The 22,697-nt window shown below is 68.0% G+C and carries 22 protein-coding genes; 12 read left to right on the top strand and 10 right to left on the bottom strand.

Translation table 11 applies throughout. The annotated features are described in order from the left end of the window. Positions 1-1,110 (bottom strand): hypothetical protein, encoded by a 1,110-nt coding sequence (locus E0L93_RS01130; RefSeq protein ID WP_132687386.1) that lies wholly within the window; start codon positions 1,108-1,110, stop codon positions 1-3. Positions 1,111-1,126: 16 nt separating this feature from the next. Continuing rightward, positions 1,127-2,389, bottom strand: coding sequence for an aminotransferase class I/II-fold pyridoxal phosphate-dependent enzyme (locus E0L93_RS01125; RefSeq protein WP_207890255.1), 1,263 nt, complete (start codon positions 2,387-2,389; stop codon positions 1,127-1,129). 197 nt (positions 2,390-2,586) lie between these two features. Between E0L93_RS01125 and E0L93_RS01120 the strand changes: the two genes are divergently transcribed. The 6 genes from E0L93_RS01120 (at position 2,587) to E0L93_RS01095 (ending at position 9,043) form a co-directional block, all read left to right on the top strand. Next, positions 2,587-3,486, top strand: coding sequence for an AAA family ATPase (locus E0L93_RS01120; protein ID WP_243638053.1), 900 nt, complete (start codon positions 2,587-2,589; stop codon positions 3,484-3,486). A 4-nt stretch (positions 3,487-3,490) separates the two neighbouring features. Beyond that, positions 3,491-4,711 (top strand): DUF58 domain-containing protein, encoded by a 1,221-nt coding sequence (locus tag E0L93_RS01115; RefSeq protein ID WP_132687381.1) that lies wholly within the window; start codon positions 3,491-3,493, stop codon positions 4,709-4,711. Beyond that, a complete protein-coding gene (locus tag E0L93_RS01110; RefSeq protein ID WP_132687379.1) occupies positions 4,708-6,885 on the top strand; it encodes a transglutaminase TgpA family protein in 2,178 nt (725 codons plus the stop codon). The genes E0L93_RS01115 and E0L93_RS01110 overlap by 4 nt, the downstream gene beginning before the upstream one ends. A gap of 73 nt (positions 6,886-6,958) precedes the next feature. Continuing rightward, positions 6,959-7,303: an iron-sulfur cluster insertion protein ErpA gene (gene erpA, locus E0L93_RS01105; RefSeq protein WP_132687377.1), complete on the top strand. Its 345-nt coding sequence runs from the start codon at positions 6,959-6,961 to the stop codon at positions 7,301-7,303. An 82-nt stretch (positions 7,304-7,385) separates the two neighbouring features. Continuing rightward, the gene (locus tag E0L93_RS01100; protein ID WP_132687376.1) at positions 7,386-8,498 is read left to right on the top strand and encodes a VLRF1 family aeRF1-type release factor; all 1,113 of its coding nucleotides are present in this window, start codon (positions 7,386-7,388) and stop codon (positions 8,496-8,498) included. Between the two features lie 80 nt (positions 8,499-8,578). Continuing rightward, a complete protein-coding gene (locus E0L93_RS01095) occupies positions 8,579-9,043 on the top strand; it encodes an Hsp20/alpha crystallin family protein (protein WP_132687374.1) in 465 nt (154 codons plus the stop codon). A gap of 29 nt (positions 9,044-9,072) precedes the next feature. Here E0L93_RS01095 and E0L93_RS01090 read toward each other — a convergent pair whose 3' ends face one another. Genes E0L93_RS01090 through E0L93_RS01080 form a run of 3 tightly spaced genes read right to left on the bottom strand, consistent with a single transcriptional unit; the run spans position 9,073 to position 10,407 of the window. Continuing rightward, on the bottom strand, positions 9,073-9,513 hold the full coding sequence (locus E0L93_RS01090) for a GNAT family N-acetyltransferase (RefSeq protein WP_165874080.1): 441 nt from the start codon (positions 9,511-9,513) through the stop codon (positions 9,073-9,075). Then, on the bottom strand, positions 9,510-10,055 hold the full coding sequence (locus E0L93_RS01085; RefSeq protein ID WP_165874079.1) for an NUDIX hydrolase: 546 nt from the start codon (positions 10,053-10,055) through the stop codon (positions 9,510-9,512). The genes E0L93_RS01090 and E0L93_RS01085 overlap by 4 nt, the downstream gene beginning before the upstream one ends. After that, the gene (locus E0L93_RS01080) at positions 10,045-10,407 is read right to left on the bottom strand and encodes a PleD family two-component system response regulator (protein ID WP_132687368.1); all 363 of its coding nucleotides are present in this window, start codon (positions 10,405-10,407) and stop codon (positions 10,045-10,047) included. The genes E0L93_RS01085 and E0L93_RS01080 overlap by 11 nt, the downstream gene beginning before the upstream one ends. 66 nt (positions 10,408-10,473) lie before the next feature. Here E0L93_RS01080 and E0L93_RS01075 point away from each other — a divergent pair, with 66 nt between their 5' ends. Further along, complete coding sequence (locus E0L93_RS01075; RefSeq protein ID WP_132687367.1) at positions 10,474-12,276, top strand: ABC transporter ATP-binding protein; 1,803 nt, start codon at positions 10,474-10,476, stop codon at positions 12,274-12,276. 8 nt (positions 12,277-12,284) lie between these two features. Here the strand turns inward: E0L93_RS01075 and E0L93_RS01070 are convergent, their stop codons facing one another. Then, entirely contained in the window at positions 12,285-13,640 is a 1,356-nt protein-coding gene (locus E0L93_RS01070) for a hemolysin family protein (RefSeq protein WP_132687365.1), read from the bottom strand. Between the two features lie 150 nt (positions 13,641-13,790). Further along, positions 13,791-14,822 (bottom strand): D-2-hydroxyacid dehydrogenase, encoded by a 1,032-nt coding sequence (locus E0L93_RS01065; RefSeq protein ID WP_132687363.1) that lies wholly within the window; start codon positions 14,820-14,822, stop codon positions 13,791-13,793. A gap of 54 nt (positions 14,823-14,876) precedes the next feature. On the opposite strand from E0L93_RS01065, the gene E0L93_RS01060 reads away from it, so the two are divergent. Beyond that, complete coding sequence (locus E0L93_RS01060; RefSeq protein WP_132687362.1) at positions 14,877-15,491, top strand: NUDIX hydrolase; 615 nt, start codon at positions 14,877-14,879, stop codon at positions 15,489-15,491. Here the strand turns inward: E0L93_RS01060 and E0L93_RS01055 are convergent. Both E0L93_RS01055 and E0L93_RS01050 read right to left on the bottom strand, forming a co-directional pair. After that, on the bottom strand, positions 15,471-15,914 hold the full coding sequence (locus tag E0L93_RS01055; RefSeq protein ID WP_132687360.1) for a hypothetical protein: 444 nt from the start codon (positions 15,912-15,914) through the stop codon (positions 15,471-15,473). The genes E0L93_RS01060 and E0L93_RS01055 overlap by 21 nt on opposite strands. 12 nt (positions 15,915-15,926) lie before the next feature. Next, positions 15,927-16,646 (bottom strand): sigma-70 family RNA polymerase sigma factor, encoded by a 720-nt coding sequence (locus E0L93_RS01050; protein WP_132687358.1) that lies wholly within the window; start codon positions 16,644-16,646, stop codon positions 15,927-15,929. A 164-nt stretch (positions 16,647-16,810) separates the two neighbouring features. Here E0L93_RS01050 and E0L93_RS01045 point away from each other — a divergent pair, with 164 nt between their 5' ends. Then, positions 16,811-18,532 (top strand): NAD+ synthase, encoded by a 1,722-nt coding sequence (locus E0L93_RS01045; protein ID WP_207890254.1) that lies wholly within the window; start codon positions 16,811-16,813, stop codon positions 18,530-18,532. Here the strand turns inward: E0L93_RS01045 and E0L93_RS01040 are convergent. Next, positions 18,529-18,747 carry a hypothetical protein gene (locus E0L93_RS01040; protein ID WP_132687354.1) on the bottom strand — a complete coding sequence of 73 codons (219 nt, stop codon included), beginning with the start codon at positions 18,745-18,747 and terminating at the stop codon, positions 18,529-18,531. The genes E0L93_RS01045 and E0L93_RS01040 overlap by 4 nt on opposite strands. Before the next feature lie 240 nt (positions 18,748-18,987). Here E0L93_RS01040 and E0L93_RS01035 point away from each other — a divergent pair, with 240 nt between their 5' ends. The 3 genes from E0L93_RS01035 (at position 18,988) to E0L93_RS01025 (ending at position 22,450) form a co-directional block, all read left to right on the top strand. After that, complete coding sequence (locus E0L93_RS01035; RefSeq protein ID WP_132687353.1) at positions 18,988-19,893, top strand: ABC transporter ATP-binding protein; 906 nt, start codon at positions 18,988-18,990, stop codon at positions 19,891-19,893. After that, positions 19,893-20,729, top strand: coding sequence for an ABC transporter permease subunit (locus tag E0L93_RS01030; protein WP_132687351.1), 837 nt, complete (start codon positions 19,893-19,895; stop codon positions 20,727-20,729). Before E0L93_RS01035 ends, E0L93_RS01030 begins: the two co-directional genes overlap by 1 nt. 452 nt (positions 20,730-21,181) lie before the next feature. After that, positions 21,182-22,450: a 3-deoxy-7-phosphoheptulonate synthase gene (locus tag E0L93_RS01025; protein WP_207890253.1), complete on the top strand. Its 1,269-nt coding sequence runs from the start codon at positions 21,182-21,184 to the stop codon at positions 22,448-22,450. Positions 22,451-22,697: the final 247 nt, after the last annotated feature.

Raw genomic sequence — 22,697 nt, 5'->3', positions numbered from 1 at the left:
TCAGAGCTCCTTCTCGTAGATCCTGTAGGTCTTGTAGAGGCGTGCGCCGGCGGCCTTGAGGCCCCGGTTCATCGCCCGGTTGTCCTCCAGGACCCACGAGCACTCGCACTGCCGGTATCCCTTGGCTATGGCGCGCCCGTAGAGCTCGTGCACGATCAGCGCTTCGAGCCCCCGGTTGCGGTACTCCGGCAGGAGGCCCAGGATCGCCAGCCGGAGGCGGTCCATGATCCTGCGGCGCCGCAGGAAGTGGAGGATGCCGAAGGGCAGCAGCCGGCCCCGCATCCGCTTGAGGACCTGATTGACGTCCGGGATGCAGAGACCCACGCCGGCCGGTCGCCCCTCCATCTCGACGAAGAGGACGAGGTCGGGATCCACGACGAGCCGCAGATCCTTCGCCAGCCGGTCGAACTCCGCGTCCGTGTACTTCACGAAGCCCCAGTTTCTCTCCCAGGCCCGGTCGTACAGGTACTTGAGGGTCGCCAGCTCCTCCTTGAAGCGCCCCGCATCGGCGGGGCGGACCACCGGGGCGTAGCGCTTGCGGACCCGCGCGGCCAGCCGGCCGATCTTCTCGCCCAGCGGCTGGTCGCGCTCGAAGAGCCAGGCGTGCAGGTCCTTCGCCTTGCGGTAGCCGGCGGCCTCGGCGTAGCGCGGGTATGCGGGCGGGTTGTAGGGCATCATGACGTAGGGATCGGTGTCGAAGGCGTCCAGCTGGAAGCCCGCGCCCTCGTTCAGCGAGGGGTTGGCCGGGCCGCGCACGGCGGTCCGGCCCAGCTCGCGCGCCGCCGCCTCGACGCGGGCGAACAGAGCTTCGGCAGCCTCCCGGTCGGCCGCTTCGAAGAAGCCGAAGAAGATCAGGTTGTCGCCATGGGTCCGGTTGTGGCTGTCGTCGTCGATGGCGGCGACGCGGCCGACGACCTCGCCGGCTCGGCGGGCGAGGAAGAGCTCTATGCGGGCGTGCTCGTAGAAGGGGTTCTTCTTCGGGTCGAACCTGCGCCGCTCCTCGATCAGGAGCGGGGGGACCCAGTGCGGGTCGTTCCGGTAGAGGGCGAAGGGGTAGCGGATGAACCGCCGCAGATCCGACCGGGAGCGTACGGGGAGGACTTCGGTCACGCGCGGATCCCCATGCTCAGCCGATAACGCCCAGACGCCTTCCGACCTCGCCGAAGGCCTCGATCAGGCGGTCTATCTGCTCGAAGGTGTGGTTGGCGTTCACGCTGGTGCGGATGATGCCCTGACCCGGAGGGACACTGGGGGGCAGGGCGGGGGTCGTGAAGATGCCCGCATCCCACAAACCCCGCCAGAAGAGCGCGGTGTGCTCGTCTTGACCGATCAGGACCGGCACGATGTGGCTCTCCGAGCCCAGGATGTCGAAGCCCAGAGACTTCAGGCCGCCGCGCAGCCGCTCGGCGTTGCGGTGCAGCTTCTGGCGGTGCTCAGGCTCCGTCTGCATGATCTCAAGCGCCTTGATCACGGTGGCCACCTGCGGAGCCGGCAGCGCTGCGGTGAAGATGAAGGGGCGCGCGTGATGCTTGATGTAGTTGATCACGGGCCGCGGCCCGGCCGCAAAGCCTCCCACCGAGGCAAAGGACTTGGAGAAGGTGCCCACGATCAGGTCCACCTCCCCCTCAAGCCCGAAGTGCTCGGCGGTGCCCCGGCCGCTCTCTCCCAGAACTCCGGTGGCGTGCGCGTCGTCCACGAGCACGCGGGCGCCGTAGGCGCGGGCGAGCTGCACGATGCCCGGAAGATCCGCTATGTGGCCGCTCATGGAGAAGACGCCGTCGGTTACGATCAGGCGCCCTCCCGCCCTCCTGCCCGCGTCCCGCTCCAGCAGGCGCTCCAGGTCCGCAAGGTCGTTGTGGCGGTACTTGCGCAGGGTGCCGAAGGAGAGGCGTGCCCCGTCGTAGAGGGAGGCGTGGTTGTCGCGGTCGAAGTAGAGGACGTCCTGCCTGCCGGCCAGTGCGCTCAGGACAGAGAGCATGCCCAAAAACCCGGTGGTGAAGGTCAGCACCGCCTCGGCCCCCAGAAACTCTGCCAGACGCTCCTCCAGCTCCTCGTGCAGGGCGAGGGTGCCGGTCAGAAAGCGCGAGCCGGTGCAGCTGGTGCCGTAGTTCTTGAATGCGGCCGTGGCGGCCTCCTTGAGCCGGGGGTCTTGGGTGAGGCCCAGGTAGTCGTTGGAGCCGGTTATGATCATCTCCCGGTTCCCGACCGTGACGGTGCCGCCGTGCTGGGATGAGATGGGTTTGAAGTAGGGGTAGAACCCTAAAGCCTTGGCCTCGTCCGCCCGGGTGAAGCGGTAGGCTTTCTCGAAGATGTCGGCGCGGTCGGAAGCCTTCAGGTCGCTGCGGGGGTTCCTCTCTGGCTCTTCGGGCTGAGGCTGTTCACCGGTCACGATTCTCTCCCTCCTTTATATCTTCATATTACATTTCCCGGATGCTCCAGGTAAGGAAACATAGCCGGAGGGTACGAGAGAGCCTGCTATAATCTCTTGACGTCGCCCGACCGGAGCGATCGTGGAAGGCGTGTGCGAGAGAGACGTCAGGGGTCTCATTGGATTACAGCGACTACGCATCCGCAGTTAACCGGATCGTGGAGAACGTAGAGCGGGCCATCTCCGGCAAGCGGCGGAGTGTATATCTGGGGGTGGTGGCGTTTCTGGCCGGAGGGCACGTTCTGATCGAGGACGTGCCCGGCGTGGGCAAGACGCTGCTGGCCAGATCCATCGCGCGCTCGGTGGAGGCGGAGTTCAAGCGGATCCAGTTCACCCCCGACCTCCTGCCGACCGACGTCACGGGGCTGAACGTCTACAACCAGGGGACGGGGCGCTTCGAGTTCTGGGAGGGGCCGGTGTTCGCCAACGTGCTGCTGGCGGACGAGATCAACCGCGCCAGCCCCAAGACCCAGAGCGCCCTGCTGGAGGCGATGGAGGAGCACACGGTCACGGTCGACGGCCGCACCCACCGCCTGCCGGAGCCGTTCTGCGTGGTGGCCACGCAGAACCCGATCGAGCACGAGGGCACCTTCCCGCTGCCGCACGCCGAGCTGGACCGCTTCCTCATGAAGATCGAGATGGGCTACCCGGACGACCGGGCCGAGATGGAGATGCTCCGGCTGGCTCGGGACCCGGCGCTGGAGCTGGAGCCCGTGATAGGTCTGGAGCGGTTTCTGGAGATGCGCCGGGCGGTGGAGGAGGTGTATGCGAGCGAGGCCGTGCTGCGCTACCTGGTATCCGTGACCTCGGCCACCCGGGAGCACGAGCTGGTCTACGTGGGGGCCTCGCCGCGGGCCAGCCGGATGCTTCTCGCGGCCGCCCGGGCGCACGCGGCGGCGCAGGGCCGGTCGTACTGCACCCCAGACGACGTGAAGGCGCTCGCCCCGCACGTGCTCTCGCACAGGATCATCCCCTCGGCCGAAGCCCGGCTCTCCGGCGACGAGCGGGACGTGATCGGGGAGATCCTGCGCTCGGTGCCCGTGACGGAAGCGGTGTAGGACCGTGCGCGCGTTCCGGCTCACGGGGAGGGGCTGGCAGATTCTCGTCGTCGGGGGGCTGACCTACGGGGGAGCCCGCCTCTTCGGGACCACCCAGCTCTACCAGCTCTCTTTCGCGCTGCTGGCTCTGTTGGCGGCGGCGTTCGTGCTGGCTCTCCTGGGCGGGCGCGAGATCCGGCTTCTGCGCCGGGGTTCCGGAACCCGGCTTATGGCCGGCCGGGAGTCGCGGATAGAGATCGTGGTGGAGAACGGGAGCCGGTCCCCGAGCCCGCCGCTGGAGATAACCGACCGGCTGCCCCGCCGCGAGACCTTCCGGGTGAGCCGCATAGAGGGCCGGGACCGGGCCTCCATCTCGTTACCGGTTCGCTTTGAGCGGCGCGGGGTCTACGAGCTGGGGCCCGCTGCGCTGCATCTCACGGACCCTTTCCGGCTCGTCCGGATGACCCGGCGGCTGGCCGGAGGCTCGGAGGTCGTGGTCTACCCCGAGGTCTTCGAACTGGCGGACTTCCCGCTCGGCAGCCGGAGAGCGGAGGGTTCCGGCGCCCGCAGCCGGGCCGTGCAGCGGGGCGACGAGTTCCACGGTCTCAGGGAGTACCGGCGGGGCGACGACCCCCGCCACATACACTGGAAGAGCGTGGCCCGTACCGGGGAGCTGATGGTCAAGGAGTTCGCGGCCAGCGTCCCCCGGAGCTACACGGTGGCGCTGGACATGGCACGCCGGACGCGGGGCGGCTCCGGGCGGGAGGTCGAGGACGCCGTCTCCGCCGCTGCGTCCGTCCTCGGGTATCTGAACGAGAACCGGCTGGAGTTCCGCCTGCTGGCCAGCGACGCGGCCGCCAGCTCTACAGGCTTCGGGGAAGGCTACCGGGAGGCGATGGAGTTGCTGGCCCGCATCCGGGCCGACGGCCGGGAGCGGCTTACAGACCTCCTCAACTCCCGCGGCGAGCGGCTCGGGGACGGTGTGGTGCTCGTCACCCGCGAGACCGGCGGACCGCTGGTGGAGGCTGCGCACAGCCTCCTGAGGCGGGGGCTTACGGTCTCGGTCGTGGCCGTTGCGGCGCACACCTACCGCGCCATGCGCGCTCCCGACGCCCGGATGCGTGAGGCCGGGTTCATCGCCACGCTCGGCAGGCTGGTGCAGCTGGGGATTCCGGTGCGCGTGATACGCCGCGCCGAGGGCGTGGAGTCCGGGCTGAACGGGACCGCGATGAAGGGGGCCGGATGACGGCCAGGCTCGGGGTCAGGATACCGCTGTATATCGCGGGTCTGGCGACCGCCGGGGCCTTCAGCACCTTCTTCACCGGCGGCGTGCTGCACCTCTTTCTCGGGGCGGCCGCGCTCGCGGCGCTGGTCGGCTCGCTGGCGCGCTTCAGGTTTCTGCTGCTCATCCCCTCCCTGACGCTGTACGTACTGCTCGCGGTCTACCGGGAGGTCCCGCTCTCGCGGGAGAGCTGGAGCCGGCTCGCCCTGCGGATGGGCGAGGACGTGTACGCGGCCGCCGGGATCATGTACGCTCAGCCGCTGCCGTACGAACCCGCGCCGGGGCTGCTCGTAATCCTGCTTCCTGTGGTCTTCGTGGTGGTCGTCTTCGCCACCTCGGCCGCTCTGTACGAGGAGAGCCCGGTAATCTCGGTCGCCGTGCTGGGCCTGACCATCGGGGTCATCAGCACGCTGAACTTCGAGACCGGTGTTGGGACGTACTTCGCCCTCTTCCTCGGGGCATCGGCGGCGCTGTTGCTCTACTCCGGGATGCCCGGGGCGCAGGGCAGGGGGGCCCTGGCGGCGGCCCTGATCGTAGTCGGGGTGCTGCTCGTGCCTCAGGTAGCTCAGGCCGCCATCCGTCCGCCGCTCGTGGACTGGACCAAGTGGGGAGCCGGGGGCGGCAACGCGAACCTCAGCGCCCAGGCCGACGTCGGCAGCTACCTGACCGGTGGCGAGGACGTGCCGCTCTTCAGGGTCCGCTCCGAGGAGCCGCTGCACTGGCGCGGCGCCACGCTGGACTACTTCAACGGCGTGCGTTGGCTCAGCACCGCCCGCCACTCAGAGGAGGGGGGGCCGGAGATAGAGTACGGGGTCCCGCGGCGGCGGGTCGAGCAGCACGTGGAGATGCTCGGATCTGAGACGGACCTGATCTTCGGCGGGTACCAGATCGTCTACACCTCTATCAGGGGTGCGGACCGGAGCTTCGACGGCTCCTGGACGGCACCCCGGCTGCTCTCGGAGGGCGACGAGTACCGGGTGGTCTCCGAGGTACCGCAGCCGACCGCCCGGCAGCTGCAGCGGAGCGGCTCCGACTATCCGGACGAGGTGCGGGAGCGCTACCTCCAGCTGCCCGGCAGCCTGCCTGGCGTCGTGGGCGAGACCGCCGATGAGATAGAGCGCATCTACGGTCCGGACACGCCGTATGACGCGGCCCGGGCCATCGAGCGTTATCTGCGCTACGACGGCGGCTTCACCTACAACATCAACGCGGACTTCGGCCGCGCCGACCGGGCCATGGAGGACTTCCTCGGCGAGGGGCGCGAGGGTTTCTGCACGCAGTTTGCCACGGCCATGGCGCTCATCGCGCGGGAGATGGGCATCCCCTCCCGCCTCGTCTACGGCGCAACCGCCGGCGAGGAGGTCGGTGAGAACGAGTACCTCGTCCGGGGCCGGAACATGCACACCTGGGTCGAGATCTACTTCCCCGGTGTGGGCTGGTACCCGTTCGATCCTACGCCGGGATTCGGGGTGCCCCCGGCGATGGAGGCCAATGCTCCGCGCCCGGAGCCCAGCCTCTCTGACATCTACGGTGCGCAGCGGGTGCTGCCGGAGAACCCCGCGCTGCGCCCCGGGCACAGCGGCCCGAACGCTTCTTCCTCGGAGCCGGGTGCTCCCGAGCGGGGAGAGGACGATCCGGCCGGCGGTGCGGGGGACGAGCAGGGCGGCATCCCCGCCGCCCTGCTCTACGCGGCGTTTGCCGGAGTGCTCACGGCCGGTGTTCCGCTGGCGAAGCGCGCGCTCGCCGCGGAGGGAACACCGCGGGCGCTCTACCGCGACGTGCTGGGCCGGCTGCGCGACCTCCCGGGATCGGGCGTCCGGGAAGCAGGGGTCGACGCACCCTCCCTCACCCCCGGGGAGCGGATCCTGCGGGCTGCCGGGACCGCCGGGGTGCGGCAGGAGCCGTTCGAGCGGTTCGCCCGCGCCTACTCCGAGCACCTCTACGCCGCTGAGCCCGCCTCTGATGTGCGGCGGGCCTACCGGGAGGTGCTGCGGGAGTTCCGGCGGCTTCCCGGATGGCGGCGCGCGCTGGCCGCCGTGAACCCGGCCTCGCTGGTGCGGATCCTCAGGATCCGGCTCGGGGCGTCCGCCGCGCGCGGGCGGAACGGGCTGCGCCGGGCGGCCCGGAGTTTTCGTTGAATAACCCCCCGGCCGGTGTAATAATGAGAGATGCAAGACAAGAGACTACACGCGCAGCATTCTGGAGGTGCTGATGGAGGCCAGGCAGGACACCCTCATAACCATCACGGACAACGCAGCCGAGAAGGTCAGAGCACTCATGCGGGAAGAGGGCGAGGAGGACCTCGCGCTGCGTGTCGCCGTGCGGCCGGGCGGCTGCTCCGGGTTCCAGTACTCCATCTACTTCGACGACGAGATCAACGAGGACGACGAGGTCGTCGAGACCAAGGGGCTCAGGGTCGTGATAGACGCCATGAGCGTCCCTTACATCATGGGCAGCGAGTTCGACTACGTGGACGGCCTCATGGGCGCCGGATTCACCGTCAACAACCCCAACGTCCAGAGCTCCTGCGGCTGTGGCGGCTCCTTCACCTGCTAGGCGAGATCCAGACCGTTCTTAAAGAGAGAGCCGGACGCATGCGTCCGGCTCTCTTCCACTTTCTTGCGAGCGGAGGTAGAGGTTGCTGGCCCCTGAGGATCTGAGGGCGATCGGGGAGCGCGTCTCCGGCTATCCCGTGCCGGCCCTCTCGGTGTACCTGAACGTGAATCCCGCCAGCGCCGAGAACCGGCGCAAGGCTTACGTGATCCGCCTGAAAGATGCGCTCCGGGAGAACGAGGTGCCGGGGGATCTGATGGAGCGCGTCCTCTCCTATGTGGAGTCGGAGCGGCCGCGCATGCGCACGCTGGTGCTCTTCGCCGCGCCCGAGGGGCGATTCGAGACCTACTGGCTGCAGGCGGAGCTGCCGGAGGAGGTCCGGTGGGGCGAGCCGTACGTGGCGCCCCTGGAGCTGGCTCTCGACGAGTACGAGCCGACCGGCATAGCTCTCTTCGACGCGAAGCGGTTCCGCTTCTTCGTCACCGCGCTCGGGCAGGTCGGAGAGGAGCTCAAGGACGCCAACGTCTTCGACACCGCCGGCTGGCGCGAGATAACCATCTCGCCTTCCACGGCGCGCCCGCGCGGCGGGACGGCGCGGGATCTCTTCGAGCAGCGGCTGGAGGAGTGGACGCGGCGCTTCTACCGGGAGGTGGCCGGGGAGCTCCGGCAGACCGTCGAGAGGTTCGGCATCCGGCGCCTGATCCTGGCCGGACCCGAGAAGCGCACTGCCGAGCTGCGCTCGGTGCTCCCGCGGGAGATAGAGGCGCTGGTGGCGGCCAGCGCGCACCTGCCCGCGGACGCTTCGGAAGGCGAGGTGCTGCGGCGGGTCTCCGAGCTGCAGGAACGGCTGGAGCGCCGGCACGAGCGGGAGCTGCTCGGAAGGGCTGCGGAGGAGGGGATCGCGGGGCTGGACGCCACCCTGAGCGCGCTGCAGGAGGGGAGGATCTACCTGCTGCTCGCGCCGTGGCCTCTGGAGGGCGAGGCGTACTGGTGCGACTCCTGCAGGCTGGCGTTCGCCGGGAGGCCCGCCAACGGGAGCTGCCGGTATTGCGGCGGTCCCGTCCGCGAGCGGCCGCTTGCGGACGCGCTTCTGGAGCTGGCCGGGGCCCGGGACGCCCGGATCGAGTTCATGCGCGCCGGGAATGCGCGGACGCTCAGGGAGGAATTCGGGGGGCTGGCGGGGCTCACCCGGTTCTAGGGCTTGCGCCGCACGGATCGCTCGCTATTTAAAGGAAGTGGAAGGTGACGGGAATCCCCGAGGAAAGGAGGTGATGTGCCATGACGCTCGCGCCGTTCCGCGGGTTCTGGGATGTGCAGAACGAGATCGACCGCATGTTCGACAGGATGGTGAGGAACCTGTTCGGGCGGCGGACGGACGCCGAGACGGCCCGGACGTGGACGCCGCTGCTGGACGCTTACGCCCGGGAGGGTGATCTGGTGATACACGCCTACCTGCCGGGGGTCGGGCTGGAGGACTTGGACATCACCCTCGAGGGCAACATGCTGACCATCAGCGGCGAGCGCAAGGGCCTCGCCGGAGACGGCGGGTACTACCTGAGGGAGGCGCCGTTCGGACCGTTCCGCCGGAGCGTGGCCGTCCCGGAGGGCGTGGAGCCCGAGTCGGTTAAGGCCGCGCTGAGAAACGGCGTTCTGGAGATCGTGCTGCCCGGCGCGGTAGCCGAGGGGCAGCCGAAGAAGATCGCCGTCGAGGCGGCGGAAGGGGCTCCGGCGATCGAGGGCTAGCCCCCGCCCGCGGGTTCTTCTCCTGAGAGCTAGAGCTCGACGTACATGAGCACGTCCCGGCGGCTCACCTTGCAGCCGTGCATGCGGTAGAAAGACTCCGCCGGGATGCCGCGGTGCGTGATCAGGTACAGGATGCTGACGCCCCGGTCCTTCAGGGCGCGCTTCAACTCCCGCATAAGCTCGCTGCCCAGTCCCCGGCCCTGAAGTTCGGGCCTCACGTACATCTCCCGCAGATAGTAAGCCTCGCCCCGGTCGAGCGGGTGGCGGTGGCCGGCGGCGAGACCGGCGAGCGACCCTCCGGCGTAGATCACCAGCCCGAAGGAGCCCGGCGTGTTCAGGACGTGCTCCAGCTCCGCGCGGGCCGTCTCCGGCGTCCAGCGCTCGTTCCAGGGGGCGCGGTTGAAGACCTCGGCCAGCAGGCGCGCTCCGGGCTCCAGATGCTCCGGACCGAGCCTCTCGATGCGGCTCAAAGCCCCAGCTTCCGCAGCGCCAGCAGTGTCGCGGCCACGCCGCTGGCGCTCACGATCTCCCCGGCCAGCACGCGCTCCGGCATCTCCCCGGCCGGGACCGTCACCACCTCTAGCCGCTCGTGCTCGTCGGGGACGGGTTCGGAGATGCGCTCCACGCCGCGGGCCAGGTACATGTGCGCCCAGTTGTCCTTGAGGCCCGGGGAGGAGGAGAGCTTTATGAGAAACTGCCACTCGCCGCCGCCGTAGCCGGTCTCCTCCAGCAGCTCCCGCCGGGCGGCCTTCTCCGCATCCTCGCCCGGGTCCAGAAGCCCGGCCGGGAGGCCGAGCTCGATGAGGTCTATGGCGGGGCGGTACTGGCGTACCAGCACCACCTCTCCGGCCGGGGTTACGGGGAAGACGAAGACCGCATCCGGCCGCTCGACTACGTAGTAGGGGTCTTTGATCTTCCCGTCCGGGAGGCGGAAGCTCTCGGAGCGCAGGTTCACATACGGGGTCTTGAGGACGTACTCTCTGGAGAGCCGTCTCCAGGGCTCAACCGCCACTTGCGAGGATCTCCGGCAGGTGTTTGGCGAACGCTCCACGCGGTAGAACCCGGTCGCAGCCCGCCTCCCAGGCCGCGGCGGCGAGATCCTGGCGCACGTGTGGCAGGTAGCCCAGCGTGAAGACCGAGTCCAGCTCGGGGTCGGACTTCAGCCGCTTTAGCAGCTCTAGCGGCCCGTAGTGCTCGGAAGCCAGGTCCAGGACGACGAGATCCGGCCGTTCGGAGCGCGTGAGATCCAGCAGCTTCGCCGGGCTGCGGGGGAACTTCACCTCCGCGCCCACGCTCCCGGCGGCCTCCAGGATCTTGCTCCGGAACATCAGGTCCTGCACAGCTGCTACTACTTTCTTCGGCAAGGCGATACGCTCCTCTGTGTCTCTTCACCTACATTCTAACCGCCGGCGGCGCGGTATCCTAAGAGCGTGGGCTCCAGAGCGGACAGACTGAGGGGCGACCTGCGGCGCACGCAGCAGGCTCTCTCGCACTTCACCCCGTTCCTCAGGGCCCGCCGGCGGGGGCTCTCAGCGGCGCTCCTCCTCCTGATCCTGGAGACCTTCGCCAACCTGGCCCAGCCCTGGCCGCTGAAGATCGTCCTCGACTACGTGATCGGGGGCGAGGAACTGCCCGTAGTGGAGCCGGATGCGGGCCTGCTGCTGGTAGTCGTGGCGGGGCTCGCGGTCGCCATAGCGGTGGCGACCCGCGGTCTGGCCGCGATGCGGCGGTTTCTGCTCAACAAGCTCGGGCAGGAGACGGTCTTCGACCTGCGCAACGCGCTCTACCGGAAGGTGCACGAGCTCGGCCTCGACTACCACGGCCGGCGCCGCACCGGCGACACCATCACCCGCCTCACCGACGACGTGCGCGAGGTGCGCACGCTGCTCGTGGACTCGATCGTGGAGATCGGCTCGGCCGCGCTCATCCTGACCGGGATGCTGGTCGTGATGTTCATCCTGAACTGGCACCTCACCCTCGTCGCGCTGATCACCGTACCGTTCCTGGCGCTCGCCGTCCACCGCTACCGGCGGGCGCTCATCGAGCGGATGCGGGTAGTGCGCCGACGGGAAGGTGCGATCGCCTCGGTGGTGCAGGAGGCGGTCACCGGCATCCGGGCCGTAAAGCTCTTCGGCCGGGAGGAGGACGAGCTCGGGCGTTTCCGGGAGGAGAGCTCCGGTTCGCTGAAGGCCGGGGTGGAGAGCTCCCTCATCGAGGCCAAGTTCAGCTGGATGGTCGGGGTCGTGGCCGGGATCGGGACGGCGGCCGTGCTGTACGTCGGCACCCGGCAGGTGCTCGCCGGGAACATGACCGCCGGGGACCTGATCGTTTTCATAACCTATCTGGGCAGCGTCTACACGCCGCTGTGGACCATGAGCCGGCAGGTGAACCAGATCGGTAAGGCCCTCGTCTCCGGCGAGCGCATAGTGGAGGTGCTGGAGACCGGGGCCGCCGTGAAGGACGCTCCGGATGCAGTCCCGATGCCTCGCACGGAGGGCCGCGTGACCTTCGAGGACGTCTGGTTCGCCTACGACGACGAGGAGGAGGCCGGTCCCGTGCTGCGCGGTGTGAGCTTCGACGTTCCGCCCGGCTCCCGGGTCGCGCTCGTGGGCGTGAGCGGGTCGGGGAAGACCACGATCACGAGCCTCATCGCCCGGCTCTACGACCCGCAGCGCGGCCGCGTCCTCATAGACGGCGGGGACGTGCGGCGCTACACGCTGGAGTCGGTGCGCGGCGCCGTGACGTTCGTGCCCCAGGAGCCGATGCTCTTCCGGGGCACCGTCGCCGAGAACATAGCCTACGGCCGGCCCGAGGCGACACAAGAGGAGATCCGGCGCGCCGCGGAGCTGGCCGGGGCCGCCGGGTTCATAGAGGAGCTGCCGGAGGGCTACGAGACCCTGCTGGCCGAGCGGGGCGAGAGCCTCTCGGGCGGGCAGCGCCAGCGCATCTCACTCGCCCGCGCCATGCTGCGCGACACCCCCATACTCGTTCTGGACGAGCCCGCCGCCGGGCTGGACGCCGAGATCGCGTCGGTCGTCGAGGAGAGCTGGCGCGACCTGACGCGCGGCAGGACGACGTTTTTGATCTCGCACGAGCTGCGGCTGGTGCGCGGCGTGGACCTCATACTGGTGATCGAAGGCGGGAGGATAGTAGAGCGGGGGACGCACGAGGAACTGATCCGCCGGGGAGGGCGCTACGCCGGGCTGCACGCCCTGCAGCAGGCGGCGCGGTAGCTCTTTCTCTACTCCTCCTCCTCTTCCCGCTCCCGGCGGGTGGCACGCTCCGGGGTCTCGCGGACGAGCACCAGCGCGACGCGCGCCCCGTCCACCTCCTCCACGCGCAGGACGTAGCCGTCCTCTCTCACCTCGTCTCCGACCTCCGGCGGACGCCCGAGCGAGCCCAGCACCAGACCGCCGATGGTGTCGAAGTCCTTGCTCTCGAACTCCGTGTCCAAGGCGTCGTTGACGACCTGAATCGGGATGCGGCCGTCTATGATATAGGAGCCGTCCTTCAGCTCCCGGATGGCGGGCTCCTCCTGATCGAACTCGTCCCGGATCTCGCCCACGATCTCCTCCAGGATATCCTCGATCGTGATCAGCCCCTCGAACGATCCCCACTCGTCTATGACGATCGCCATCTGGATCTCCTGCCGCTGGAAGTCCGCCAGGATCTCGTCTATCGGGCGGTTCTCCGGCACGACGAGCACCTTGCGCAGGATGTTCTGAGCCGTCAGATCTCCCTGGATGCCTCCCTCGGAGTGCACGGCGCGCAACACGTCCTTGACGTGCACCGCCCCGATAATGGTGTCCGGGTTGTCTACCTCGTAGACCGGGTAGCGGGTGAAGCTCCCCTCGGCGGCGAGCGCCACGAGCTCCCTGAGCGACATGTCTGCCGGGATGGAGATCACGTCCGGCTTGGGGACCATGATCTCGCGCGCCACCGTATCGCCGAGGTCGAAGACGGCCTCTATCATGTCCTCCTCTTCCTCCTCCAGAGCCCCGAAGCGGGTGGAGTGGGCTATGATGCGCCGGATCTCCTCCTCGGTGTGTATCTCCTGCATCTCGGAGGCGGGCGGCACGCCGAACATCCGCACGATGGCGTTGGCCGTGCCGTTGAAGACTATCACTCCGGGGCGGAAGAGGTAGTAGAAGAGCTTCATGAACGGTGCGACAAAGAGCGAGGTGCCCTCCGCCCGGGAGATGGCTACGCTCTTGGGCGCGAGCTCGCCGAGCACCACATGCAGGAAGGTTATGGTGCCGAAGGCGACCCCGAAGGATATGATGCGGATGCTCCCCTCCGGGATGCCAAGGGGTTTCAGCAGCGGCTCGATGAGGTGGGCAAAGGCGGGCTCACCGATCCACCCCAACCCCAGCGAGGCGATCGTGATCCCGAGCTGGCAGACCGAGAGGTAGGCGTCCAGCTTGCGGGTCGCCTCCCGGACGAGCCGGGAGGAGGCCCGCCCCTCCTGCACCAGACGCTCGACCTGCGCGTTGCGGATCCTTACGAAGGCGAACTCGGCTGCCACGAAGAGGGCGTTCAGAGCTACGAGGAAGAGCGCGAAGAGTACGAGAAAGCCGTCGAAAAGGTACTCGTTCAGAGACTCCCCCCGGCGTGAGTGTTAGCCGCACCGCGCCGCCCAGGAGGCGGCGCGTTGGTACTTGATGACTCGCTCACGTTCATACGCTGGGGAGAAGATATATCACCCCGCCGCATTTGACAAGGGTCGCGAACGCGGGGGAGGGTGCGCTCAGTAGAGCCGCTCCATGTCCAGCACGTTCCGAAGCGACTCTCCGGCCAGGTACCGGCGCAGATTCTCTATGAAGAGGTCGGCCTGCAGGCGGTTGCTCACGTGCGGGATGTCGCAGGTGGAGTGCGGGCTTACGATGACGTTCTCCAGCTCCCACAGCGGGCTCTCCTCGGGCAGCGGCTCCACCTCGAACACGTCCAGCGCCGCCCCGGAGAGGCGCCCGCTCCTCAATGCCTCCGCCAGCGCCGCCTCGTCTACCACCTGGCCGCGCCCCACGTTCACGAGGTACGCGCCGGGCTTCATGGCCCGGAAGGCTCCGGCGTCTATGAGGCGGCGGGTCTCGGGCGTGTGCGGCAGCGTGACGGCTACGTAGTCCGCCGCGCCCAGAGCGCCGCGCAGATCCTCCGTAGCGTAGAGCTCATCCGCGAGCCCGAGTGCCGGATCGTCCTTCCGCACGCTGCGCTTGACGCCCAGTATCCGCACCCCGAACGGCCGGGCGAGGTGCGCGATCTCCTGCCCGATGCTTCCGAAGCCCACGACACACAACGTCTTGCCCTCCAGCGTGTCGGCGGGCAGCTCGCGCCAGCGCTTAGCCCCCTTATCCCGCTCCAGCCGGGCGAACTGCTTGACGTGCGCCAGCATCGCCGCCAGCGTGAACTCGGCCAGCGGCCGGGAGAAGACCCCGCTCGCCGTGGTGACGGTCACACCGGTGCCCCGGAGCCCGGCCTTCTCCGCGACCTCCCCGGCCCCGGCGAAGCTGGCCTGCACCCAGCGGAGCTTCGGCGCCACCTCGGTCAGATCCCGCAGGTGCGCCCGGTCGAAGTCGTAGAGAACCTCGGCCTCTGCGAGCATCCCCAGCCATCGCTCCTCCTGCTCGGGGGTGCGCCGCCAGCTCAGATCGCCCACGTTGTCTCCCGGCCAGCGGGGCGGCGGGACGAGCTCGGGGTCGTGGAGCACCCGGACGCCCTCCAGCTCCCGGATGCGCTCGACGTGCTCCTCCTCCAGAATGCCCGCTATGACGACCGTTACCATGCGCCTCCTCCCGGTTCGCTGCTCCCTACATCCTACACGTGATACCCTGTCCCGGTGGACGAGCGGCTGGACGTACTGGACGAGCTCGGGCGGCCGACCGGAAAGGTCGCCTGGAAGAGCGTGGCGCACCGCCGGGGGCTCTGGCACCGGGCGTTTCACTGCTGGATCTCAGACGGCGAGTACCTGCTCGTGCAGCGGCGGGCTCCGCGCAAGGAGCTCTGGCCGGGCCGGCTGGACGTGACCGCCGCCGGGCACCTGCGGGCCGGAGAGGAGGTCATGGACGGGCTGCGGGAGCTGGAGGAGGAGCTCGGGCTCCGGGTCGAGCCGGAGCGCCTGGTCTTCCTGGGAACCCGGCGCATGGTTCTGCGCGAGCCGGGACGCTTCGAACGCGAGCTCCAGGAGGTGTACCTGCTGCCGGACCCCACCCCGCCCGGGAGCCTCCGCCTCCAGCCGGAGGAGGTGGCCGCCGTAGTCCGGCTGCACCTGGAGGCCGTAGAGCGGGTCTTCGCCGGGGAGACCGTCGCGGGCGAGGAGTGGCGGGACGGGGCTTGCCGCGAGGTCCCGGTGCGCCTCGAAGACTTCATCCCGGACGGGGACGCCTACACGCTGCGCGTCGCCCGCGCGGCCCGGGCCCTCGCATCCGGAGAGCTACCGGGAGAGATCTTCTAGTGCCTCGTCCGTCTGCCGGGCGGCGAGTCTGGCCCGCCACCCGGCGCTGCGGGTGTCCCGGCGGGTGTTGTCCCGGAGAGGATCTTCCAGTTCCCCGGAGGCCGCGTCGGCCAGCACGCCGAGCGCGCGGGCCGCGCCCGCTGCCAGGTGAGCGGCCGCCGCCGCGTCCGGGACGCGCTCCGGAGGGAGCTCCGGCAGGGCGCAAGCGGCGAGGTTGGAGAGGTCGGCGGCCCGCAGCTGCGCCTCGATGAGCCGGGCAGGGATAGCCGCCGGAACGCCACACATCAGAGCGCCGAGCTCTCCGCCCAGCTCGCGGGCCAGCTCGCGTACGAGTTCGGCGTGCGGGGAGCTTGCAGCTTCGCACGCCCGTTCCAGAAGCTCCGCTGCCCGCGCCGCGGCGAGTATCTCGATCCGTTCGCCCATACGGGCGAGATTTTAGCTCACGGCAGGGTTCTCCAGAGCGGTCCGGAGGTTCTTGATCGCCCGGTCGTGCAGCTGGCGGGCGCGGGTGGAGGTCACCTTCAGCGCGCGCCCGATCTCGGTAAACGAGTGGGCCACCCCATCCAGGCCGTAGCGCATGGCGAGTACCCGGGCGTCGCGGCCGGGGAGCTCTTTCAGCGCCTCCCGCAGCGCGATGCCGGTGACCGCGTTGTCTATCTCCTCGGCCCTCTGATCCGGGATGAGCTCGCCGAGCGTCCCGTCGTCCCCGATGGGAGACTCCAGCGAGACCGTGTAGGGGAGGTCGTCGTCAATAAGGCCCTGACGCTTCTGCCGCTCGATGTGCTCCGGGATGCGGATGTTCCCGCTCTCGTTCGGGAGCGCGCGCTGGATATGCTGCCGGATCCACCACCCCGCGTAGGTGGCGAACCGGGTCCCGCGGTCCGGGTCGAACGAGCGGGCGGCGCGCATCAGGCCCAGATTCCCGGCCTGAATGACGTCGGCCAGCGGCGCACCCTTCATGGCGTAAGGCCGGGCTAGAGAGACCACCAGCCGCAGGTTGTGCTCGACCAGTTTCCTCCAAGCCTCCTCGTCGCCCTCCCGGATGCGCCGGCCCAGCTCCCGCTCCTCCTCCGGCGTCAGGAGCGGCCGGCTGGAGATGCGGACCATGTAGTCGGAGAGAGCGCTCCTCTCGCCTTCCCAGTATCTAGCCTCCATCTCCCGTCTAGCCTCCGTCTCCCGGTCGCTTCTCAGCGCCTCGCCTACAACTTTTCAAGAGAAGTGTTGACCACAAAAGTAACAACCGCATAACAGCCGGGATACAAATCGGAGAAATTCTCCGTCCGGGGCGGGAGGGGCGGTCAGGAGTTATCATAGGGAGCATGAGAGTGGCGCTGGCCCAGATCAACACCACCGTCGGGGACATACCGGGCAACGTGGAGCGGGCCGCCGAGGCGCTGGAGCGGGCACTGGAGGCCGGGGCGGAGGTGGTGGCCTTCCCGGAGCTCGCGATCACCGGCTACCCGCCGGAGGACCTGCTTCTGCGACCGGACTTCGTGCAGGAGAACCTGCGGGCGCTGGAGGAGTTCGCCGGGCGGGTTCCGGAGGGGGTTGCGGCGTTCGTGGGGTTCGTGGATCTGCGGGAGGATCTCTACAACGCCTGCGCTCTGGTCTCCGGCGGCGAGGTCCTCTACCGCTACCACAAGCGGTATCTGCCCAACTACGGGGTCTTCGACGAGAACCGGTACTTCCGCGAGGGCGGGGAGGCTCCGGTGGCGCAGCTCGGGCACTCGATCATCGGGATGAGCGTCTGCGAGGACATCTGGTATCCGGGCGGTCCGGCGCGCGAGCAGGCGCTCAAGGGGGCGAGCGTGATCCTGAACATCTCCGCCTCGCCCTACCACCGGCTCAAGGGGATGATGCGGGAGCGGATGCTGGGCGTGCGGGCCTCGGACTACGGCTGCTACGTGCTCTTCTGCAACCTGGTCGGCGGTCAGGACGAGCTGGTCTTCGACGGTCACAGCCTCATCTTCGACCCGGAGGGCAGGCTCGTCGCCCGGGCGAAACAGTTCGAGGAGGATCTGCTGGTGGCAGACATCCTGCCGGAGGAGGCCCTGATCCGCCGCCTGCACGACCCGCGGGGCCGTAAGGAGCGCTACGAACGCGTGGAAGAGCCGGTAGATGTCCCCGCCGTGGAGCACACCGCCCGCGAGCCCGTCGAGCCCCGGGTGGAGGAGCTCCTGTCCGAGGAGGGCGAGGTACTGGCAGCTCTGGTGCGGGGTCTTAAGGACTACTTCCGCAAGAACGGCTTCTCGCGCGCGGTACTCGGTCTCTCGGGCGGGATAGACTCCTCGCTGGCGGCCGCCATAGCGGTTGAGGCTCTGGGCCCTGCGAACGTTAGCGGCGTCATCATGCCGAGCCGGTACTCCTCAGAGGGGAGCGTGACCGACGCCCGCGCGCTGGCCAAGAACCTCGGCATAAGGGTGCAGGAGATCCCCATAAATCCGGCTTTCGATGCCTACCTCGAGATGCTGGCGGAGAGCTTCAAGGGATTGCCGGAGGATGTGGCCGAGGAGAACATTCAGGCCAGGATAAGGGGCAACATCCTGATGGCGCTCTCCAACAAGTTCGGCTGGATCGTGCTCTCCACCGGCAACAAGAGCGAGTTGAGCGTCGGATACTCTACCCTGTACGGCGACATGGCCGGCGGGTTTGCCGTCATCAGCGACGTCCCGAAGACGCTCGTCTACCGTATCGCGCGCCACATCAACGAGGTGAAGGGCCGGGAGGTGATCCCGGACTCCGTCTTGACCAAGGAGCCCTCGGCGGAGCTCAGGCCAGGCCAGCGGGATGTGGACTCCCTGCCGCCCTACGAGGTGCTGGACCCGATCCTGGAGGCCTATATCGAGGAGGACAAGGGGATAGAGGAGATCGTGGCGCTCGGCTACAGCGAAGAGGACGTACGGCGCGTGGTGAAGATGGTGGACCGCGCCGAGTACAAGAGGCGCCAGGCCCCGATCGGGATCAAAGTCACGGGAAGGGCCTTCGGCCGTGACCGCCGGATGCCGATCACCAACCGGTTCGGCCGGCTGCTCTCGGACTAGAGCGCTATCTCACCGTCTTCCGGCACATACCCCAAAACGAGGGCCAGGACGTAGAGCAGGATCAAAAGCGTTACCGCCGCGAGAATGTTGCGCGTTACCGGCTCTCCGCGCAGATGGGCGAAGAAGGTGCTTATCGCGCCGGCTACGAGCCCCAGGTACGGGTTCAGGACCGCGACGATCAGGGTGACCGGGATCATGTACCAGCTCTTCCCCAAGCTCTGTCCTTCTCTCGATTCCGTACACAGCTACCCTAACACTACCCGGCCCGCCAGTACAGCCGTGACCGGAGCCATGGTGCAGGCTCCTACTTTCGTCGGATGCAGGCCAGCACCGGAGGCTGTTAGAGTGGTATAGACGACCGGGCGGTGGAGACGTTTGACCTTGCCGCAGGGGCAGGGTGTAGGCTGCGAGCCGTGATTGATCTGGTCCGCCGGTAGTCAGGAGGGAGGCTGTTCTTGAACGACACTCTGGTGGTCGAGACGCGGAAGCTGACCAAGCACTACGGCCGGGTCCCCGTGGTCGAGGGATTGGACCTCACCGTGCGCCGGGGCGAGGTGTACGGTTTCCTCGGGCCCAACGGTGCGGGCAAGACGACCACCTTGCGGATGCTGCTGGGTTTGATCCGGCCGACCTCCGGCTCGGCGACGGTGATGGGGGAGCGGCCGGGAGATCCCTCAAGCCTCGCCCGGGTGGGGGCGCTGGTGGAGTCTCCGGCCTTCTACCCCTACCTCTCCGGCCGGGACAACCTCCGGGTCATGGCCCGCTACTCCGGAGTCCCGGGTTCGCGGGTGGAGGCGGTTCTGGAGCAGGTAGAGCTTGCGGAGAGGGCCCGGGACAGGTACAGGAAGTATTCCCTGGGGATGAAGCAGCGGCTCGGGGTGGCCGCCGCGCTGCTCAAGGAGCCCGAGCTTCTGATCCTCGACGAGCCGACCAACGGCCTGGACCCCAGGGGCATGGCCGAGATGCGCTCCCTCATCCGCCGCCTCGGCACGGGAGAGCGCACCGTGCTCCTCAGCAGCCACCTTCTCTCGGAGGTCGAGCAGATATGCGACCGGGTGGGCGTGATCCGGCGCGGCCGGCTGGTGGCCGAGGGAACGGTGGCCGAGCTGCGGGGCGGAGGCGGCCTTCTGGTGAGGGCCGAGCCTCTGGAGCAGGCCGCCGCGGTGGCGGCTCGTCTGGAGGAGGTTGAAGGGGTCCAGGTGGAGGACGGCGCGCTCAGGATAACCGCCGCTCCCGAAGCCGCGGCGGAGATAAACCGGAAGCTGGTATCCGCCGGGCTGCGGGTGAGCGAGCTCCGGCCCTCGGGGCGCACGCTGGAGGAGGTCTTCCTGCAACTTACCGGCGAGGGTGACGCAGAGTGATGGGCAGCTTCGCAGCCGAGCTCCTGAAGCTGCGCAAGCGCCCGGCGACCTGGGTGATGGTCGCCGTCTCCGTCGTGGCCCTGGCGCTCTTCGGGTACGTCTTCACCTACATCTTCGTGGTCGGAGCGCCGGAAGACGTGGCACCGGCGCCGGAGGCCGCCGAGATCTTCCGCGAGTACCTGCTCCCGGAGAACTTCCTGATCAACGTGCTCTCCAACGGCTTCGTGGGGTTCGGCTCGGCGCTGGCACTCGTCCTCGGCGCGCTCGCCATCGGCAGCGAGTACGGCTGGGAGACCTTCAGAAGCGCTCTGATCCAGAAACCGGGCAGGACCGCGCTCTTCACCGGCAAGCTGCTCGCCGTAGCCGCCGTCCTGCTGGTCTTTACCCTGGCGATGCTGGCCGCCGGCGCTCTCTCCAGCTACGTCGTCGCCCTTCTGGAAGGCGCTTCTGCGAGCTGGCCGCCGGCCGGAGAGATCCTGCGCGCCGCCGGAGCCGGCTGGCTGGTGCTCGCCACCTTCTGCTCGCTGGGCATTCTCCTCGCCACGCTCTTCCGGGGGACGGCGCTGGCCATCGGGCTCGGCCTGGTCTACCTGCTGGTGCTCGAAAACCTCTTCCTCGGGCTCGCCCCGCAGAACGAGTTCGTCGAGTCCATCGGGCAGGCTCTGCCCACCCGGAACGCCCTGGACCTCGCAGCCTCGTTCGGCGAACTACCGCCGGGCTTCGCCGGTCCAGAAGAAGCCGCAGAGCCCGCCCGGGCAGCACTCGTGCTAGGAGCCTACCTGGCCGGCTTCGCCCTGCTCTCGCTCCTCCTCTTCCGCCGGCGGGATCTGCCGTAACCGGCACCGGAGCCCCGCCTCCCGGCCCAGGAACCGCTCCGTATTTGCCCCTGAAAGCTCAACTACAACCTTAGTGGGAGGCGAAAAAAAGACGTCCATGCTGCCAAAAACACGCTTAAAAACCAACTGAAACCCATTAAACCTTTAAAACAGGGTTAGATTACAGCAGCGCCGGAGGCCAGGTTCTTATGAAAACGCTTGCAAAGCTGGCCGGTCTGTAGTTCCTTGACGTTCTGGCGGCGCCCCTATACATTGGTGAGCTATGAGAGCGGGCGGCTACATCTCCGTACGATACCCGTACCGGTCTGCCCTTCGGCGGGGCGGGCCGGTTACTTGGGCGCGTCTGATGTAGCGCGGTGAGCCGGCTGTTAGTCGAAGGGCAGGGGCTTAGGGCCTCTGCTTTTTGTTTTGTCTTGAGTAAAGGGATCGGCAAACAGAGAGAAGGAGAGAGTATGTTCGTGGTAATGCGGTCCGGCAGCTCCCGGGGGGCTGTGGAGGCGGTACGGAGCCGGGTCCGGGAAGCGGGCCTCGACACGAACGTTTTCGAGGGAAAAGAGTATACGGTAGTGGACATAGAAGGCGAGGTTTCTTCCGAGATCCAGGTTCTTCTGGAGCGGTTGCCTGGTGTGGAGGAGGTGGTAGACGGCGGATCCGAGCCTCCTATGACTCGAGATCTCCGGATCGAGAGCATCCGGCCGCTCATACCGCCGGCGATCCTGATCGAGCAATTACCGCTGCCCGAGGAGAGTGCGCTGGGCGTGATCCGGGCCCGCGAGGAGGTGGTCCGCATCCTGAACGGCCGGGACGACCGCCTAATGGTGGTAGTGGGTCCCTGCTCCATCCACGATCCGGAGGCTGCTCTCGACTACGCGCGGCGGCTCAAGCATCTGGCCGACGAGCTCGCCGGGGATCTCTGCATAATCATGCGCGTGTACTTCGAGAAGCCCCGGACGACCGTGGGCTGGAAGGGGTTGATCAACGACCCCTATCTCGACGGCAGCTTCGCTATCAACGAGGGGCTGCGCATGGCTCGCCAGCTGCTTCTGGACCTCACCGGGCTCGGCCTTCCCGTGGGTTGCGAGTTTCTGGACCCCATCTCTCCTCAGTTTTTTGCCGATGCCGTAACCTGGGGCGCGATCGGGGCGCGCACCACTGAGAGTCAGGTGCACCGGCAGCTCACCTCCGGCCTCTCCATGCCGGTGGGGTTCAAGAACGGCACCGGCGGCGGTATCCAGATCGCCATAGACGCGGTGCGCGCGGTCTCCTCGCCGCACAGCTTTCTGGGCGTCACCGAGCAGGGGCTCGCCGGTATCGTGCAGACCCGCGGCAACCCGGACTGTCACGTGATCCTGCGCGGCGGCAAGAGCGGTCCCAACTACGATGCGGACAGCGTCCAGAGAACGCTTCAGGCGCTGCGGATAGCGGATTTGCCGCCGCGCCTGATGATAGACACCAGCCACGGCAACAGCGGCAAAGACTACCGCCGCCAGCCAGTCGCGGCGCGCGAGGTGGCGGATCAGGTCAGCTCCGGTGAGACCGGGATTATCGGGGTTATGATGGAGAGCTTCCTCGTGGATGGACGCCAGGATCTGGTAGACAAATCCTCCCTCGTCTACGGACAGAGCATCACCGATCCTTGCATGGGCTGGGAGATGACGGTGCCCCTGCTGCGCGAGCTCGCGGAAGCAGTCCGGACTCGCCGCTCCGCTCGGAAAAAATAACGTGATGCAGCCGAAAAGCCTCCTATCTGGCGGAGTGGGGTCTGCAATCCGTAGCGGGCGCTCCACCTCTCCGCCTCGCCGGAGAGCTTTCAGTCTCCTATCTGGCGGAGTGGGGTCTGCAATCGACACCTTCTACCACCTCATTCCCGAGGAGGACATGGACTTTCAGTCTCCTATCTGGCGGAGTGGGGTCTGCAATTGCGCGCCCATCGACGCCAACGCCGGCGACGCACCTTTCAGTCTCCTA

Origin of the sequence: Rubrobacter taiwanensis, assembly GCF_004337705.1 — a bacterium.
GTDB classification, from domain to species: domain Bacteria; phylum Actinomycetota; class Rubrobacteria; order Rubrobacterales; family Rubrobacteraceae; genus Rubrobacter_C; species Rubrobacter_C taiwanensis.
The sequence above is the reverse complement of the archived record's forward strand: the minus strand, read 5'-3'. Positions and strand labels throughout refer to the sequence as shown.

Bases quoted from the DNA above. Each gene is read 5' to 3' on its own strand.
- E0L93_RS01110 (WP_132687379.1), top strand. From the start codon at position 4,708: ATGACGGCCAGGCTCGGGGTCAGGATACCGCTGTATATCGCGGGTCTG.
- E0L93_RS01045 (WP_207890254.1), top strand. From the start codon at position 16,811: ATGAGAGTGGCGCTGGCCCAGATCAACACCACCGTCGGGGACATACCG.
- erpA (WP_132687377.1), top strand. From the start codon at position 6,959: ATGGAGGCCAGGCAGGACACCCTCATAACCATCACGGACAACGCAGCC.
- E0L93_RS01025 (WP_207890253.1), top strand. From the start codon at position 21,182: ATGTTCGTGGTAATGCGGTCCGGCAGCTCCCGGGGGGCTGTGGAGGCG.
- E0L93_RS01055 (WP_132687360.1), bottom strand. From the start codon at position 15,914: ATGGGCGAACGGATCGAGATACTCGCCGCGGCGCGGGCAGCGGAGCTT.
- E0L93_RS01095 (WP_132687374.1), top strand. From the start codon at position 8,579: ATGACGCTCGCGCCGTTCCGCGGGTTCTGGGATGTGCAGAACGAGATC.
- E0L93_RS01030 (WP_132687351.1), top strand. From the start codon at position 19,893: ATGGGCAGCTTCGCAGCCGAGCTCCTGAAGCTGCGCAAGCGCCCGGCG.
- E0L93_RS01065 (WP_132687363.1), bottom strand. From the start codon at position 14,822: ATGGTAACGGTCGTCATAGCGGGCATTCTGGAGGAGGAGCACGTCGAG.
- E0L93_RS01050 (WP_132687358.1), bottom strand. From the start codon at position 16,646: ATGGAGGCTAGATACTGGGAAGGCGAGAGGAGCGCTCTCTCCGACTAC.